The 18,635-nt window shown below is 73.7% G+C and carries 4 protein-coding genes; all 4 read left to right on the forward strand.

Annotation, left to right across the window (positions count from 1 at the left end; genetic code table 11):
• A partial coding sequence (locus ACIA6C_RS33010) for a phosphopantetheine-binding protein (protein ID WP_399281378.1) occupies window positions 1-928 on the forward strand: 928 nt, incomplete at its 5' end.
• Between the two features lie 238 nt (window positions 929-1,166).
• Complete coding sequence (locus ACIA6C_RS33015; RefSeq protein WP_399281379.1) at window positions 1,167-4,475, forward strand: type I polyketide synthase; 3,309 nt, start codon at window positions 1,167-1,169, stop codon at window positions 4,473-4,475.
• Window positions 4,476-4,507: 32 nt separating this feature from the next.
• Window positions 4,508-9,481, forward strand: coding sequence for a type I polyketide synthase (locus tag ACIA6C_RS33020; protein ID WP_399281380.1), 4,974 nt, complete (start codon window positions 4,508-4,510; stop codon window positions 9,479-9,481).
• An 89-nt stretch (window positions 9,482-9,570) separates the two neighbouring features.
• The coding region (locus tag ACIA6C_RS33025) for an SDR family NAD(P)-dependent oxidoreductase (RefSeq protein WP_399281381.1) at window positions 9,571-18,635 on the forward strand (9,065 nt) is incomplete at its 3' end.

Consider the following 18,635-nt stretch of genomic DNA (forward strand, 5'->3'; position numbering starts at 1 on the left):
CAATTACGCGGCTGCGAACGTGTTCCTGGATGTGCTGGCTGCTCATCGGCATGCGCAGGGTCTGCCGGCCACCTCGATGGCCTTCGGCCTCTGGGACGTCAACACCGGCATGGCGGCCCACCTCACCGCCACCGACCTCGACCGCATGCGGCGCGCCGGTACGCCCGCTCTCTCGGAGGCGGAAGGGCTTGCCCTCTTCACCCTCGCCCTGGCATCGGGCGAAGCGGCCACCGTCCCGCTGCGGGTGGATGCCGGCGCACTGAGGACCCGTACCGATGAGCTGCCCGCTCTGCTGAGGGGCATGGTGGCGCCCATACGGAAGCGGACCGCCGCCACCGCCGGGGCGCCGGCCGGGGCCTCCCTGGCCGAACGGATCGCCGGGCACGACGAGGAGGAGCGCACCCGGATCATCCTGGACGTCGTACGCACCCACGCGGCGAGCGTGCTGGGCCACGCGTCCGCCGACGCGGTCGAACCCGACCGCGCCTTCGGTGAGTTGGGCTTCGACTCACTCGGTTCGGTCGAGCTCCGCAATCAGCTGGGAGCGGCCAGCGGCCTGCGCCTGCCCGCCACGCTGATCTTCGACTACCCGAGTGCGGCGGAAGTCGCCGCCTACATCGCCCGGAAGCTGGCTCCGGCGGCCGCCGCCCCCTCCCCGGCCACCGGACTGGAGGCTGACATCGAACGGTTGGAAGCACTGCTGGCCTCCGACGCAGCCACCGTGTCGCCTGTCACCGCCCCCGACCGGACGCGGCTCGCCGAGCGGCTCCGGGAGCTGGCGGGCCGGCTCGACGGACGACCCGCCACCCACGCCCAGGGGCATGCCGCGCCGGAGGTCCCGGACCGCGGCGAGGACCTCGACGAGGTCACCGCGGACGAGCTGTTCGACATCCTGGACAACGAGCTCGGTACCCCCGCGACCCCCTGACCCGCCCCACCCCGGCGGGCTCGGCAGACCCCGGCCGGGGTGCGTGACAGCTGGACGACAGCGGTCACGCACCCCGGCCGTTCTGCGTGTTTCCCCTGCTCCGGCGACCCCTCTGGGCAGGGGTGGGCTAAGGGTAGGCCGCCCTCTCGGCAGCTCAGTAGCGTTCGAACCGATCAACGCCGGACTGTGCAACGCGAGCGAGTCGCCACTTTTTGTCGACCAGAGGGAGTAGGTCTCGGTGAGCAACGAGGAGCGACTTCTCGAATATCTGAAGCGGGCCACCTCCGACCTGCGGGACGCCCGCCGGCGCCTGGCCGAGACCGAGCGCCGCCCCGGCCGCCACGACGACCCGATCGTGATCGTCGGTATGGGCTGCCGCTACCCGGGCGGTGTGACCACTCCCGAGGAGCTGTGGAAGCTCGTCGCGGACGGTGTGGACGCCATCGGCGCCTTCCCCACCGACCGGGGCTGGGACCCGGAGGTCTACGATCCGCAGCCCGGCACGCCCGGCACGTCGTACGCCCGGGAAGGCGGCTTCCTCTACGAAGCGGCCGAGTTCGACCCCGTCTTCTTCGGGATCAGCCCCCACGAGGCCGTCGTCACCGACCCGCAGCAGCGGCTGCTGCTGGAGGCGTCCTGGGAGGCCGTCGAACGGGCGGGCATCGACCCCACCACCCTCAAGGGCACGGCGACCGGCGTGTTCGCCGGCGTCATGTACCACGACTACGCCCTCGGCCTCGAACCCGGCAGCACCACCGCCGGCAGCGTCGTATCGGGACGAGTGGCCTACACCCTGGGCCTGGAGGGTCCGGCGGTCAGTGTCGACACCGCCTGCTCATCGTCCCTGGTGGCCCTGCACATGGCCGCCCAGGCCCTGAGGGCCGGGGAATGCGACCTCGCCCTGGCGGGCGGGGTGACGGTGATGGCCACCCCCGACATGTTCGTCTACTTCAGCACCCAGCAGGGCCTGGCCCCCGACGGCCGCTCGAAGTCCTTCGCCGCCGCTGCGGACGGCGTGGCCTGCTCGGAGGGAGCAGGGGTCCTGCTGCTGGAGCGGCTCTCCGACGCGCGCCGCAACGGACACCCCGTGCTCGCCGTCGTCCGGGGCTCGGCGCTCAACCAGGACGGCGCCAGCAACGGCCTCACCGCCCCCAACGGGCCGGCCCAGCAGCGCGTGATCCGCAAGGCGCTGGCGGCCGCGGGCCTGTCGACGGCAGACGTCGACGTGGTCGAGGCACACGGTACGGGGACCACCCTCGGCGACCCCATCGAGGCGCAGGCGCTTCTGGAGACGTACGGGCAGGACCGGCCGGCGGACAAGCCGCTGTGGTTGGGCTCGATCAAGTCCAACATGGGGCACAGCCAGGCGGCCGCGGGCGTCGCGGGCGTGATGAAGATGGTCATGGCGATACGGAACGGCGTACTGCCGCCCACCCTGCACGTGGATGCGCCGTCGGACCAGGTGGACTGGGACGCCGGGAGCGTCGAGCTGCTCACCGAGGGCCGTGTGTGGGAGACGGCACCCGGCGGCGTGCGGCGGGCGGGGGTGTCCTCGTTCGGCATCAGCGGGACGAACGCCCACGTGATCATCGAACAGGCCCCGGCGGAGGCGGAGGAGCCGGCTGTGCGGACCGCGCTCCCCGTGCTGCCTTGGGTGTTGTCGGCGAAGACGCCGAAGGCGCTGGCCGCGCAGGCGGAGCGTCTGCTGGAGCGGGTCTCCGCCGGGCCGGACGCCGACGCGTCGGACATCGGGCTCTCCCTGGCCGTCTCGCGCACCGCCTTCACCCACCGGGCCGTCGTGCTCGGCGACCGCGCGACCGCGCTCGCCGCGCTCGCGGCGGGGGAGGAACACCCGGGGGTGATCACCGGAGCCCTGCGGCGCGGTGGCCGGACGGCGTTCCTCTTCACCGGCCAGGGTGCCCAGCGGTTGGGGATGGGGCGTGAGTTGTATGACGCGTTCCCGGTGTTCGCGCAGGCCTTTGATGCGGTGTGTGGGGAGGTTGACCGGCACCTGGGGCGGTCGTTGCGTGAGGTGGTGTGGGGTGAGGATGCGGAGGCGTTGAACGCGACCGCGGTGACGCAGCCCGCGCTGTTCGCGCTGGAAGTCGCCCTGTTCCGGTTGGTGGAGGCGTGGGGTGTGAAGCCCGATGTCGTCGCCGGTCACTCCATCGGTGAGCTGGCCGCCGCGCACGTCGCGGGGGTGTTGTCGCTGGCTGATGCGGCCGAGTTGGTGGTGGCGCGTGGCCGGTTGATGCAGGCGTTGCCCACCGGTGGTGCGATGCTCGCGGTACAGGCCGCGGAAGATGAGGTGCTGCCGCTTCTCACCGACGGTGTGAGTATTGCTGCGGTCAACGGACCGGACTCGGTCGTCGTGTCCGGGGTCGAGGCCGCCGTGCTGGCCGTGGGCGAGCACTTCACCGCCGAAGGCCGTAAGACCAGCCGGCTGGCGGTCTCGCATGCTTTCCACTCGGCGTTGATGGATCCGATGCTGGACGAGTTTGGTGTAGTCGCTTCCCGGCTGACGTTCTCGGCGCCGCGCATCCCGGTCGTCTCCACCGTCTCGGGTGGACTGTCGCAGGACTGGCAGTCCCCGGAGTACTGGGTCGGCCAGGTCCGCGAGGCCGTCCGCTTCGCGGACGCCGTGCGGACCCTGGAGGAGCAGGGTGTCACCCGCTTCCTGGAGATCGGCCCGGACGGCGTCCTGACCGGCCTCGCCCAGCAGTCGGCAGAGTCGGCCGAAGCCGTCCTGGTACCCGCCCTCCGCAAGAACCGCCCCGAACCCGAGGCCTTGGCCGCGGCCCTGGCCCAGCTGCACGTGGACGGCGTACGCGTCGACTGGCAGGCGTTCTACGCCGGCGCCGGCGCCCGGCGCGTCGAGCTGCCGACCTACCCCTTCCAGCGCACCCGCTACTGGGTCGACGCCGCGCGTTCCACGGGCAGCGGCGCGCATGCCACCCATGACGTCCCCACGGCCGAGGAGTCCCGGCGCGCAGCGGCCGACCTGCACGCCAAGCTCGACGGGCTCCCGGCGGCCGATCGCGGCCGCGTTCTGCTCGGGCTGGTCCGTACGCACGTCGCGGCAGTCCTCGGCTACGAGTCCACCACCACCGTGGAGGCCGACCTCGCCTTCCGCGACATGGGCTTCGACTCGCTGGCCGCCGTCGAACTGCGCAAGCGGCTCACCGCGGCGAGCGGTTGTGACCTGCCGGCCACCCTGATCTTCGACTACCCGACGCCGCGTGCCGCCGCGGCCTTCCTGGGCGAGCGGTTGGACGCCGACTCCGTCGGCGAGGACCCGGCCGCCGCCGCGCTGGCCGAACTCGACCGCATCGAAGCCGTACTCACGGGCTTCCCCGCCGGCGACGGGGACACCGCCGTGATCGGCGCCCGCGCCGACGCCATCACGGCCCGCCTGGAAGCCGTCGTACGGCGCTGGCGTGACGCCCGGGGCACGGGCGGCGACCCCGCCGATGACGGCACCGACCTCGAAACGGTCACCGACGAGGAGCTGTTCGACGTGCTCGACAGCGAATTCGGCATCTCCTAGCCAGCGATCAGCTCTAGATTGGTTGAGGTTCGATGAGCAAAGACGAGAAGCTCCGGGACTATCTCAAGCGCGCCACCACGGAACTCCAGCGCACGCGGCGTCAGTTGCGCGAGGCCGAGGAGCTCAACCAGGAGCCGGTGGCCATCGTCGCGATGGGATGCCGGTTCCCGGGCGGTATCGCCTCGCCCGAGGAGCTGTGGCAGCTGGTGGACGCCGGGCGGGACGCGGTGTCGCTCTTCCCGGACGGCCGCGGCTGGGACATGGACGCCCTCTACGACCCGGAGCCGGCCACGCCCGGGAAGACGTACTGCCGTGAAGGCGGCTTCCTCCACGACGCGGGCGAGTTCGACGCCGACTTCTTCAAGATAAGTCCGCGCGAAGCCCGTGACACCGACCCGCAGCAGCGGCTGCTGCTGGAGGTGTCCTGGGAGGCCGTCGAGCGCGCGGGCATCGACCCCACCTCCCTCAAGGGCAGCCGGACCGGGGTGTTCGCCGGTGTCGTCTACCACGACTACCCGGGCGGCGGCGGTACCGGCGGTCTGGCCAGCGTCGCCTCGGGACGCGTGGCGTACTCCCTGGGCCTGGAGGGTCCCGCGGTGACCGTGGACACCGCCTGCTCGTCCTCGCTCGTCGCGCTCCACCTGGCCGTCCAGTCCGTACGGACGGGGGAGTGCACGATGGCGCTCGCCGGCGGGGTCACCGTCATGGCCGGCCCGGACTCCTTCGTCGGGTTCAGCCAGGACCGGGGGCTGGCCCCGGACGGCCGGTGCAAGTCCTTCGCGGCGGCCGCGGACGGCACCACCTGGTCCGAGGGCGCGGGCATGGTCCTCGTGGAGCGGCTCTCCGACGCGCGGCGTCTCGGCCACCCGGTGCTCGCCGTCATCCGCGGCTCGGCGATGAACTCCGACGGCGCCTCCAACGGGCTGACCGCGCCCAACGGCCCTTCCCAGCAGCGGGTCATCCTGCAAGCGCTCGCCTCCGGGCGGCTGACCGCCGCCGACGTCGACGCCGTGGAGGCGCACGGCACCGGAACCACCCTCGGTGACCCCATTGAGGCGCAGGCCCTCATCGCCGTCTACGGGCGCGAGCGGCCCGCCGACCAGCCGCTGTGGCTGGGTTCGTTCAAGTCGAACATCGGGCATGCGCAGGCGGCCGCGGGGATCGGCGGAGTCATCAAGATGGTGGAGGCGATGCGCCACGGTGTGCTGCCGCGCACCCTGCACGTGGACGAGCCCAGCCCGAACGTCGACTGGAGCGCGGGCAGCGTACGGCTGCTGACCGAGCCGATCGCGTGGCCGGAACGCGGTCACGCCAAGCGTGCGGGCGTGTCGTCGTTCGGCCTGAGCGGCACGAACGTGCACGTGATCGTGGAGGAGGCCCCGAAGGAGGAGCCGCGGGCGGACGGGAGCCCGGCGAATGCGGCCCCGGCGCGGGAGGACCGGGCGGACGAAGCCCCGGCCGACGAGACCCCCGCCGCCGAGGCCGGTGGCCGGCACCCGCAGACCCCCCGGCCCGTCCCCGTCCCCGTCTCGGCCCGCCGCCCCGAGGCACTCGCCGCGCAGGCGGTCCGCCTCGCCGATCACCTGGACGTCCACCCGGACGTCGCCCTCTGCGACACGGCCTGGTCCCTGGCCACCACCCGGGCCGCCCTGGAGCACCGTGCCGTGGTCGTCGCCGACAACCGCGCCGAGCTGACCCGCGCCCTGCGCGCCCTCGCCGCCGACCCGACGCTGCCGGCCCCCGGCACGGTCATCGGCGCCGCCCGTCCCGACGCGCTGACCGCCGTGCTCTTCACCGGCCAGGGCGCACAGCGGCTCGGCATGGGCCGCGAGCTCCACGCCGCCCACCCGGTGTTCGCCCGCGCCTTCGATGAGGCCGTCGCCGCCCTCGACGCCCACCTCGGCACACCTCTGCGCGACACGATGTGGGGCGAGGACAGTGCGTCGCTCGACGCCACCGGCCGGGCGCAGCCCGCCCTGTTCGCCTTCGAGGTGGCGCTGTACCGGCTCGTCGAGTCCTGGGGCATCCGGCCCGATTTCCTCGCCGGGCACTCCATCGGCGAGCTGGCCGCCGCCCACGTCAGCGGCATCCTCACGCTCACCGACGCCGCCCGGCTCGTCGCCGCCCGCGGCCGCCTGATGCAGCAGCTGCCGCCGGGCGGTGCGATGGCCGCGGTCGAAGCCTCCGAGGAGGAGGTGGAACCGCTGCTCACCGCCGATGTGGGCGTCGCCGCCCTCAACGGCCCCCGCTCCGTGGTCGTCTCCGGCTCGCAGGAGGCGGTCACCGCGCTCGCCGGGCACGTGCGCGCCCAGGGCCGCAAGACCAAGCGGCTCGCCGTCTCGCACGCCTTCCACTCGCCGCTCATGGAACCGATGCTCGACGTCTTCCGCACCGTCGCCGAGAGCATCCGGTACGGAACCCCGCGCATCCCGATCGTCTCCACCGTGACCGGGGAACTGCTGGGCGCCGATGAAGCGGGCCACGCCGACTACTGGGTGCGCCACGTGCGTCAGACGGTGCGCTTCAGCGACGCCGTGCGGCAGTTGGCGGCCAAGGGCGTCCACACCTTCCTCGAACTCGGACCCGATGCCGCGCTCACCCCCCTCGGCCCCGACTGCCTCGCCGACGTGGCCGGCGACGTGGCCGACGACGCCGAACGGCCGGTGTTCACCGCCGCCCTGCGGCGCGGCCGGAGCGAGGAGCGGGCGCTCGCCGAAGCCGTCGCCGTCGCCCACGCGCAGGGGGTCCACGTCGACTGGACGGCCTACTTCAAGGCGGCAACCACGACCGGGCCCGGCCTGCGGCGCGTGGACCTGCCCACCTACGCCTTCCAGCGCAAGAACTACTGGGCCCGCCCCGACCAGGCCCCGGCCACCGCCCCGGCCGCCGTCGACCCGGCGGAAGCCGGCTTCTGGGAGGCCGTCGAACGCGCCGACACGGCGGAACTCGCCGAGCGGCTCGGCCTCGACGCCGACGCCCTCACCCCCGTCCTGCCCGCCCTCACCACCTGGCGCGCCGGCCGCCGCGAGGCCTCCACCGTGGACGCACTGCGCTACCGCATCAGCTGGACCCCCGTCCCCGACCCGGCGCGGCCCGCCCCGCTCGACGGTGACTGGCTCGTCGTCCACGCCCCCGGCCAAGACCCCCTCGCCGCCGTCTTCGCCGACGCGCTGACCGGCCGGGGAGCGCGGCCCGTCTTGCACACGACCGGCGCGGGCGGCCCCGTACTGCCGCTGGTTCTGCCCGCCGCGCCGGCCGGGGTGCTGAGCCTGCTCGCCCTGGACGACACCGACCACCCCGAGCACCCCGAGCTGTCCCGCGGCCTCGCCGACACCGTCGCCCTGCTCCAGGAACTGGCCGCACGGGAGTGCACCGCCCCCGTGTGGTGCCTCACCCGGGGCGCCGTCGCCACCGACGGGCCCGACTCGGCCGCCCGGCCCGTGCACCCCGCCCAGAGCGCCGTCTGGGGCCTGGGCGCGGCGCTCGCACTGGAGACCCCCGCCACCTGGGGTGGTCTCGTCGACCTTCCCGCAGGGGCGGAGCCCGAGGGTGAAGCCGCCGAACGGCTCGCCGGGCGGCTGTGCGACACCCTCGCCGGAGCCACCGGCGAGGACCAGGTCGCGTTGCGCCCCGAGGGTGCGTACGCCCGCCGCATGACGCGCCCCAGCCGGCCCGACCCGGCGGGACCGTGGCACCCGCGCGGCACCGTCCTCGTCACCGGAGGCACCGGAGGGCTCGGCGCGCACGTCGCCCGGATGCTGGCCGCCGACGGCGCGGAGCACATCGTCCTCGCCGGACGCCGCGGCCCGCACGCCCCCGGCGCCGCCGAACTCGCCGAGGAACTGCGCCAGTCGGGCGTACGGATCTCCGTCGAGGCATGTGACATCACCGACCGGGAAGCCGTACGCCGCCTCCTGGACGGACTGACCGGCCTCACCGCCGTCGTCCACGCGGCCGGACTGCCCCAGCGCATCGCGCCGCTCGCCGAACTCACCCTCGCGGACCTCGCCGAGGTGGCCGCCGCGAAGGTGCTCGGAGCCCGCCACCTCGACGAACTCCTCACGGACACCCCTCTCGACGCCTTCGTGCTGTTCTCCTCCGGCGCCGCCGTATGGGGCAGCGCCGGGCAGTCCGCGTACGGCAGCGCCAACGCCTACCTCGACGGCCTCGCCCACTCCCGCCGCGCCCGCGGCCTCGCCGCCACCTCCGTGGCCTGGGGCTCCTGGGACGGCGGCATGGTCGACGCCGAACTCGCCGCCGTGATGCGCCGTATCGGAGCCCCCGCCATGCGCCCGGAGCACGCCGTCGGCGCGCTCCGCCGGATCCTCGCGGGCGGCGCCTCCCACGCGGTGGTCGCCGCGTTCGACTGGGAGCGCTTCGCCCCCACCTACGCGCTGGCCCGCCCGAGGCCCCTGCTGAACGCGCTGCCCGAGGCGGTCGCCGCCCTCGGCACGGACCCCGCGACGGGCGCCGGCGAAGGCACCGACCTCGCCGCCCGGCTGGCGGGGCTCGCCCGGCCCGACCAGTTGAAGACGCTGCTGGACCTGGTACGGGGCCACGTGGCGGCCCTGCTCGGCTACGACGACCCCGCCGACGTCGGCGCCGACCGCGGTTTCACCGACCTCGGCTTCGACTCCGTCGCGGCCGTGGACCTGCGCAGCCGCCTGGTCGCGGCCACCGGCCGCCCGCTGCCGACCAGCATGATCTACGACCACCCCAGCCCCGCGGCACTCGCCGGCCACCTCCACTCAGAGCTCTGCCAGGAAGAGAACGTCGGTGCACTGCCGGTACTCGCCCAACTGGACCGTCTCGAACAGGCCGCCGCGGCGCTCGGCGCCGACGAGATCGAAGCGACCCGTATCACCGCCCGGCTGCAGAGCCTGCTGACCCGCCTCACGGCGGCCCTCGACGCGACGGCCGGCGACCAAGGCATAGGCGGCCAGCTCGAAGCGGCCTCCGCCGACGACATCTTCGCCTTCATCGACAACGAACTCGGCCTCACCTGACCGGCGCGAGCGCGCGCCCGCGCCCCGGTGCACCCGACCCCGGATCGACTCGACCTCTCGGCATGAACAAGGACTCGGTGGGACCCAGAATGTCCAATGACGACGCCAAGCTTCTCGACTACCTCAAGCGGGTCACGGCGGATCTGCACCAGACCCGCCGCCGGCTCCAGGAAGTCGAGAACCAGGACCACGAGCCCATCGCCATCGTGGCGATGAGCTGCCGCTACCCGGGAGGCATCAGCACCCCGGACGACCTGTGGCGGCTCGTGGCCGAGGGCCGCGACGCCATCACCACCTTCCCCACCGACCGCGGCTGGGACCTCGACGGCCTGCGCGGCGGGGAAGGGGACGCAGCGGACACGTCCGGGTCCGGCGGCAGCTACGTCAACGAGGGCGGCTTCGTCCAGGACGTCGCCGGCTTCGACGCCGGGTTCTTCGGCATCAGCCCCAACGAGGCGCTGACCATGGACCCCCAGCAGCGGCTGCTGCTGGAGGTGTCCTGGGAAGCCATCGAGCGGGCCGGCATCGACCCCGTGTCCCTGCGCGGCAAGCCCGTCGGGGTGTTCGCGGGCTCCGGTATCCAGGACTACGAGTACCTGATCGGCGCGGCGGGCGAAGTCGCCGAGGCGTACATGACCACCGCCAACGCGGCCGCCGTCATATCCGGCCGCATCTCCTACACCCTCGGCCTCGAAGGGCCGGCCGTCACCGTCGACACCGCCTGCTCCTCCTCGCTCGTCTCCCTGCACCTCGCCGCGCAGGCGCTGCGGCAGCGCGAATGCTCGCTGGCCCTCGCCGGCGGCGTCATGGTCATGTCCACCCCGTCGCCGTTCATCGCGTTCAGCCGCCAGCGCGGGCTCGCCCCCGACGGCCGCTGCAAGGCCTTCGCCGAAGCGGCCGACGGGACCGGCTGGTCCGAGGGCGCGGGCATGCTCGTACTCGAACGGCTCTCCGACGCCCGCCGCAACGGGCACCCGGTCCTCGCCGTCGTCCGCGGCAGCGCGGTCAACCAGGACGGCGCGAGCAACGGCCTGACCGCCCCCAGCGGACGCGCGCAGCAGCGCGTGATCCGCCAGGCGCTCGCCAACGCGAAGCTGCCCGCCTCGCAGGTCGACGCCGTCGAGGGGCACGGCACGGGCACCACCCTCGGCGACCCCATCGAGGCCCAGGCGCTGCTCGCCACCTACGGCCAGGACCGCCCGGAGGACCGGCCGCTGTGGCTGGGCTCCATCAAGTCCAACATCGGTCACGCCCAGGCCGCGGCCGGTGTCGGCAGCGTCATCAAGATGGTCATGGCCCTGCGCAACGGCGTACTGCCGCAGACTTTGCACGTGGACGAGCCGTCCAGCCATGTCGACTGGACGGCGGGGCAGGTCCGGCTGCTGGCCGAAGCCCGGGAGTGGGAACGCGCCGAAGACCAGCCCCGGCGCGCCGGTGTCTCCGCGTTCGGCGTCAGCGGAACCAACGCCCACGTCATCCTCGAAGAAGCCCCCGCCGAGGCGCCGTCCGAGGAGGCCCGGGAAGCGGCCGACGCCCCGACGCCCGTCGCCGCGGTGATGCCCCCCGTCCTGCCCTGGCCGGTCTCCGGCCGCGACGCCGACGCGCTCGCCGCCCAGGCCGCGCGGGTGCACGCTCACGTCACCGGCCTCCCGGAACCGGACTCCGCCGCGGACCTCGGCTACTCCCTCGCCACGACCCGCGTCGCGCTGGACCACCGCGCGGTCGTCCTCGCCGCCGACCGCGAGGGCGCCCTCGCCGGCCTGGCCGCACTGGCACAGGGGCAGCCGCACCCGAGCGTCGTGCCCGGCGTGGTGACCAAGGGCGCGACGGCGTTCCTGTTCACGGGGCAGGGGGCGCAGCGTCTCGGGATGGGGCGTGAGTTGTATGACGCGTTCCCGGTGTTCGCCGAGGCCTTTGACGCGGTGTGTGGGGAGGTTGACCGGCACCTGGGGCGGTCACTTCGTGAGGTGGTGTGGGGTGAGGATGCGGAGGCGTTGAACGCGACCGCCGTGACGCAGCCCGCCCTGTTCGCGCTGGAAGTCGCGCTGTACCGGTTGGTGGAGGCGTGGGGTGTGAAGCCCGATGTCGTCGCCGGGCATTCGATCGGTGAGCTGGCTGCTGCGCATGTGGCGGGTGTGCTGTCGCTGGCTGATGCGGCGGAGTTGGTGGTGGCGCGTGGCCGGTTGATGCAGGAGCTGCCCACCGGTGGTGCGATGCTCGCGGTGCAGGCCACTGAGGATGAGGTGCTGCCGCTCCTGACCGAGGGTGTGGGGATCGCTGCGGTCAACGGACCGGACTCGGTCGTCGTGTCCGGTGTCGAGGCCGCCGTGCTGGCCGTGGGCGAGCACTTCACCGCCGAAGGCCGTAAGACCAGCCGGCTGGCGGTCTCGCACGCCTTCCACTCGGGGCTGATGGATCCGATGCTGGACGACTTCCGCGCCGTGGCATCGCGGTTGACGTACTCCGAACCGGGCGTGGCGGCCGTCTCCACCGTCACCGGTGAGCGCGTCGGCGCGCAGTGGCAGTCCCCGGACTACTGGGTGGGGCAGGTCCGCGAAGCCGTCCGCTTCGCCGACGCCGTCGGCGCGCTGGAACGCGAAGGCGCCGTCCGCTTCCTGGAGATCGGCCCGGACGGCGTCCTGACCGGTCTGGCCCAGCAGGGCGTGGACTCCGAGCAGGCCGTCCTCGTACCCGCCCTCCGCAGGAACCGGCCCGAGTCCGAGGCACTCGTCGCCGCCCTGGCCCGGCTCCACACCAGCGGCGCGCCCGTCGACTGGGCGGCGTTCTACGCCGGTACCGGCGCGCGCCGCGTCGAGCTGCCCACGTACGCCTTCCAGCACACCCGCTACTGGGTCGAGGGCACGGGCGCCCTCGGCGACCTGTCCGCCGCCGGACTGGCCGCCGCCGGGCACCCGCTGCTCGGCGCCGTCGTGTCCCTGGCCGACTCCGGCGGGGTGGTGCTCACCGGCCGCGTCTCGGTGTCGGCGCAGCCGTGGCTCGCCGACCACCTCGTGGGCGACTCCGTGGTGTTTCCCGGCACCGGCTTCGTGGAGCTGGCTATCCGGGCCGGTGACCAGGTCGGCTGCGACTCGCTCGAAGAACTCATGCTGCAGTCCCCGCTCGTGCTGCCCGAGCGCGGCGCCGTCGCCCTCCAGGTCGAGGTCGGCGCGGCGGACGCCGCGGGGCGGCGCCCCGTCAGCGTCCACTCCCGCCGGGACGACCAACCCGACCAGCCGTGGACCCTGCACGCGGCCGGCGTCCTCGCGGCCGGAGCGGCCACCGCCACCCCTACCGCCGCTGTCGCCACCGCCGGGGCCGCAGCCGACGCCTTCGGCCTGGGCGCCTGGCCGCCGGCCAGATCCGCCCCGATCGACACCGCCGGGGTGTACGAGGCGCTCGCCGCGGCCGGACTCCCCTATGGACCGGCCTTCCGCGGCCTGACCGCCGCCTGGCGCGCCGGGGCGGAGGTCTTCGCCGAAGTCGTCCTGCCCGAACGGGGCCACGCCGACGCCGCCGCGTTCGGACTGCACCCCGCCCTCCTCGACGCGTCCCTCCACGGCTCCGTCTTCACCGACCTGTTCGCCGCTGCCGAAGGGCCCGTCCTGCCGTTCGTCTGGACGGGAGTACGGCTGCACGCCTCCGGCGCCACCCGGCTGCGCGTCCGGATCACTCCGGACGGCTCGGGCGCGCTCGCGCTGTCCGTGGGCGACGAGACGGGCCGCCCCGTCCTTTCGGTGGACTCCCTCGTCCTGCGCGAGGTCTCCGCCCAGCAGCTCGCCGCCGCACGCACCGTCGCCCACGAGTCCCTCTTCGCCCTGGAGTGGGCCGAGCTGCCGGCCGCCCACGCCCCCGGCGCCGTCCAGGCCGACTGGGACGCCCTGCCCGCCGACGCGCCCGTACCGGAGGCAGTCGTCCTGCACTGCGCGCCCGCCCGCGACGCGGACGGGGTACGGGCCGCCATCGGCCGGGTGCTCGCCGCCCTGCAGAGCTGGCTCGCCGACGAGCGGTACGCCGCCTCCCGCCTGGTCATCGCGACCCGCGGAGCCGTCGCCCTGCCCGGCGAGGACGTCACCGACCTGGCCGGAGCGGCCGTCTGGGGCCTCGTCCGCTCGGCACAGGCGGAGCACCCCGACCGGTTCCTCCTGACCGACCTGGGCCAGGACGCGGAGCCGGCCCTCGCGGTGGCCGCCGGCGAACCCCACACCGTCGTGCGCGGCACCACCGTCCACGGAGCCCGCCTGACCCGCCTCACCGACGACTCCGAGCGGAGCGTGCGGCCCGACTTCGGCAACGGCACCGTCCTGGTGACCGGCGCCACCGGCGCGCTGGGCCGCCTCGTCGCCCGGCGGCTGGTCGAGACCCATGGCGTACGGAACCTCCTGCTGCTCTCCCGGCGCGGCGCGGACGCCCCCGGCGCGCAGGCACAGCTCGCCGAACTGCGGGCCCTCGGCGCCGAAGCCACCCTCGCCGCCTGCGACGCCGGCGACCGGGACGCGCTGGCGGCACTCATAACCGGCGTACCCCTCACCGGCGTGGTCCACCTGGCCGGCGTACTCGACGACACCCTCATCGGCTCGCTGACCCCGCAGAGCCTGGACACCGTACTGCGGGCCAAGGCGGACGCGGCCCTGCACCTGCACGAGCTGACCCGGGACCTGGAGCTGTCGGCCTTCGTGCTGTTCTCCTCCGCGACCGGGGTCCTCGGCGCCCCCGGCCAGGGCAACTACGGCGCCGCCAACGCCCTGCTCGACGGCCTCGCCACCCACCGCCGCGCCCACGGCATGCCCGCCCGGTCCCTCGCCTGGGGCCTGTGGGCGAGCGGCATGTCCGGCGCCCTCACCGAAGCCGACCTCCAGCGGATGAGCCGCACCGGCATCGGTGCCCTCACGGCCGAGTACGGCCTGGACCTCTTCGACCGCGCCCTGACCGTCGACACCCCGGTCGTCCTGCCGATCCGGCTCGACGTACGGACCCTCGCGGCCGCCGGCGACGCACTGCCCCCGCTCTTCCGGGGGCTGGTCCGGATACGGCCGCGCCGCGCCGCGGTGACGTCGTCCGAGGACGCCGGCTCGCTGCGCGGGCGCCTGGCCGGGCTGGACCGGGAAGCGCGCGTCGCTCTCCTGCTGGACCTCGTGCGTACGCAGGTGGCGGCCACCCTCGGCTACCCCGGGCCGCACGCGGTCGACGAGAGCCGTGCGTTCAGCGAGCTGGGCTTCGACTCGCTCACCGCCGTCGAGTTCCGCAACGCCGTCAGCGCCGCCACCGACGTACGCCTCCCCGCCACCCTGGCCTTCGACTACCCGAACCCGCGCGCCCTCGCCCGCCACCTGCTGGACGAACTCGGCGGCGCGGAAGACCGGACCGGGCCGACCGCGGCCACCGCGGTCCGCACACCCGGCGACGACGACCCCGTCGTGATCGTCGCCATGGCCTGCCGCTACCCCGGTGGCGTGGACACCCCCGAGGCACTGTGGCAGCTCGTGGCCGACGGCGTGGACGCCGTCTCCGGCTTCCCCGACAACCGCGGCTGGGACCTCGACCGCATCTACGACCCCACCTCCGAGCGCCCGCACACCAGCTACGCCCGCGAGGGCGGATTCCTGCACCGGGCGGGCGAGTTCGACCCGGCGTTCTTCGGCATCAGCCCCAACGAGGCCGCCGTCATGGACCCGCAGCAGTTCCTGCTGCTGGAGACGGCCTGGGAGGCCTTCGAGCGGGCCGGGATCGACCCGGATACCCTGCGCGGCAGCATGACCGGCTGCTACGCCGGGATGATGTACCACGACTACGCCGCCAACAACAGCACCGGCGCCATCGCCTCCGGGCGCGTCTCGTACGTGTTCGGTCTGGAGGGCCCGGCGGTCACCGTGGACACGGCGTGCTCCTCGTCGCTGGTGGCCCTGCACATGGCAGCCCAGGCCCTGCGCTCCGGGGAATGCTCGCTGGCGCTGGCCGGCGGTGTCGCCGTGATGGCGACCCCGGAGGTCTTCGTCGAGTTCAGCCGTCAGCGCGGCCTCGCCCCCGACGGCCGCTGCAAGTCGTTCGGCGCGGACGCCAACGGCACCGGCTGGGGCGAGGGCGCCGGCATGCTGCTCCTGGAGCGTCTCTCCGATGCCCGCCGCAACGGGCACCCGGTACTGGCCGTCGTCCGAGGCTCGGCGCTCAACCAGGACGGCGCCAGCAACGGCCTCACCGCCCCCAACGGCCCCTCGCAGCAGCGGGTGATCCGTCAGGCGCTGGCGAACGCCGGACTGACGACGGCGGAGGTCGACGCCGTCGAGGCGCACGGCACGGGCACGGTCCTCGGTGACCCGATCGAGGCGCAGGCGCTGCTGGCGACCTACGGGCAGGGACGGCCGGAGGGCCGGCCGCTGTGGCTGGGCTCCATCAAGTCCAACATGGGGCACACGCAGGCCGCTGCGGGTGTCGCGGGGATCATCAAGATGGTGATGGCGATGCGGCACGGTGTGCTGCCGCCCACCCTGCATGCGGAAGAGCGGTCGGACCAGATCGACTGGTCGGCGGGGGACGTGGAGCTGCTGACCGAGGCCCGGGAGTGGCCGGCCGAAGGCCGCCCGCGCCGGGCGGGCATCTCCTCGTTCGGCATCAGCGGGACGAACGCCCACGTCATCGTGGAGGAGGCCGACGACGAGCCTCAGCCGACGGCCGAACAGCGGAAACCGGGCGCCACTCCCTGGGCGTTGTCGGCGAAGTCCGCCGCTGCTCTGGCGGGCCAGGCGGAACGCCTGCTCGCAGTGGCCGGCGCGCACCGACCCGGGGACATCGGGTACACCCTCGCGACGGCCCGCAGCACGATGGACCACCGTGCGGTGGTGACGGGCGACGGGGCGAGCCGGCTGGCGGCGCTCGCCGCGCTGGCGGCGGGGGAGGAGCACCCTGCTCTGGTGACGGGCCGGGTCCAGCCCGGGGGGCGGACGGCGTTCCTGTTCACGGGGCAGGGGGCGCAGCGTCTCGGGATGGGGCGTGAGTTGTATGACGCGTTCCCGGTGTTCGCCGAGGCCTTTGACGCGGTGTGTGGGGAGGTTGACCGGCACCTGGGGCGGTCGTTGCGTGAGGTGGTGTGGGGTGAGGATGCGGAGGCGTTGAACGCGACCGCGGTGACGCAGCCCGCGCTGTTCGCGCTGGAAGTCGCCCTGTTCCGGTTGGTGGAGGCGTGGGGTGTGAAGCCCGACGTCGTCGCCGGTCACTCCATCGGTGAGCTGGCCGCCGCGCACGTCGCGGGGGTGTTGTCGCTGGCTGATGCGGCCGAGTTGGTGGTGGCGCGTGGCCGGTTGATGCAGGCGTTGCCCACCGGTGGGGCGATGCTCGCGGTACAGGCCGCGGAAGATGAGGTGCTGCCGCTCCTGACCGAGGGTGTGGGTATTGCTGCGGTGAACGGGCCGCAGTCGGTGGTGGTTTCGGGTGTCGAAGGCGCTGTGCTGGCTGTCGGTGAGCACTTCACCACCGAAGGCCGTAAGACGAGTCGGCTTGCGGTCTCGCACGCCTTCCACTCGGCGTTGATGGATCCGATGCTGGAGGACTTCCGTGCGGTCGCTTCCCGGCTGACGTTCTCGGCGCCGCGCATCCCGGTCGTCTCTACCGTCTCGGGCGAGTTGTCAGAAGGCTGGCGGTCGCCGGAGTACTGGGTCGGCCAGGTCCGCGAGGCCGTCCGCTTCGCGGACGCCGTGCGGACGCTGGAGGAGCAGGGTGTGACCCGCTTCCTGGAGATCGGCCCGGACGGCGTCCTGACCGGACTCGCCCAGCAGGGCGTGGACTCCGAGCAGGCCGTCCTCGTACCCGCCCTCCGCAAGAACCGGCCCGAACCCGAAACCCTGATCGCCACCCTCGGACGACTCCACACGGTCGGCGTACCCGTCGACTGGCGTGCGTTCTACCCCGCCGACGCCGACGTGCGCCGCGTGGAGCTGCCCACCTACGCATTCCAGCGCACGCGCTACTGGGTCGGCACCGAGGAGTACCTCGCGAACTCGTGGATCGGCACCGGCGGCGGCACCATGGCGACGGCCGGGCTGACCGATGCCGGTCACCCGCTGCTCGGTGCTGTCCTGCCGTCCCCCGACACGGACGTGATCACGTTCACCGGCCGGCTGTCGGTGGGCACGCACGGCTGGATCGCCGACCACGACGTACTCGGATCCATCCTGCTGCCGGGCACGGGCTTCGTGGAACTCGCGATCCGAGCCGGGGACCAGGTCGGTTGCGGGGTGTTGGAAGAGCTCGCCCTCCAGGCCCCGCTCATCCTCCCCGAGCGCGGTGCCGTGACCGTTCAGATGGTCGTCGCGGCGGCCGACGCCTCCGGGCGCCGGTCGGTCAGCGTCTACTCGCGCCCGGAGGAGCGGCCGGACCTGCCGTGGACCCTGCACGCCGACGGTGTCCTCGCCCCGGATGCGACAGCGCCCGAGTTCTCTCTGGCCGCCTGGCCGCCGGCCGGTGCCGACGTACTGCCCCTGGACGGTGCCTACGAGGGCCTGCGCGGGCGAGGCTTCGGCTATGGGCCGGTCTTCCAGGGCCTGACGGCGGCCTGGCGGCTCGGGGACACCCTGTTCGCCGAGGTCGCCCTGCCCGAGCAGGCCCACGCTGAGGCAGAGCAGTTCGGGCTGCACCCGGCCCTGCTGGACGCAGCCATGCACGCCGCGCTGGTGAACGGCACCGGCGGCGATGAGACGGTACTGCCCTTCGTGTGGCAGAACGTCACCCTTCACGCGGCGGGCGCCACCGCCGTACGGGTGCGGATCACCCAGCCCACTCCGGAGAGCCTCTCGCTCCAGGTGGCCGACACCACCGGCGCCCCCGTCGCCACGGTGGGCGCGGTCGTCGGCCGGCCCGTCTCCACCGAGCAGTTGGGTACGGGCGGAGCGGAATCCCTCTTCCACATCAGCTGGAACCCGCTGCCGGGCGCGGCACCCACCGCCGCCCACGAGCCGGGCATGCGCTGGGATGACCTGCCCGCGGAAGGCCCGGTCGACGGGGCGGTCGTCTTCGAGTGCCCCGTCACGGACGAGGACGACGTCCCGGCCGCCATGCACGCCCTGACCAACCGGGTTCTGGGTGTGGTGCAGGAGTGGTTGGCGGGGGAGCGGTTTGAGGGTGCGTCGCTTGTGGTGGTCACGCGTGGTGGTGTGGCGGTGGGTTC

The sequence above is a fragment of the Streptomyces sp. NPDC051578 genome (assembly GCF_044454045.1).
GTDB lineage: Bacteria > Actinomycetota > Actinomycetes > Streptomycetales > Streptomycetaceae > Streptomyces.

Excerpts from the sequence above, each read along its gene's own strand:
- ACIA6C_RS33020 (WP_399281380.1), top strand. The coding sequence starts at position 4,508 with ATGAGCAAAGACGAGAAGCTCCGGGACTATCTCAAGCGCGCCACCACG.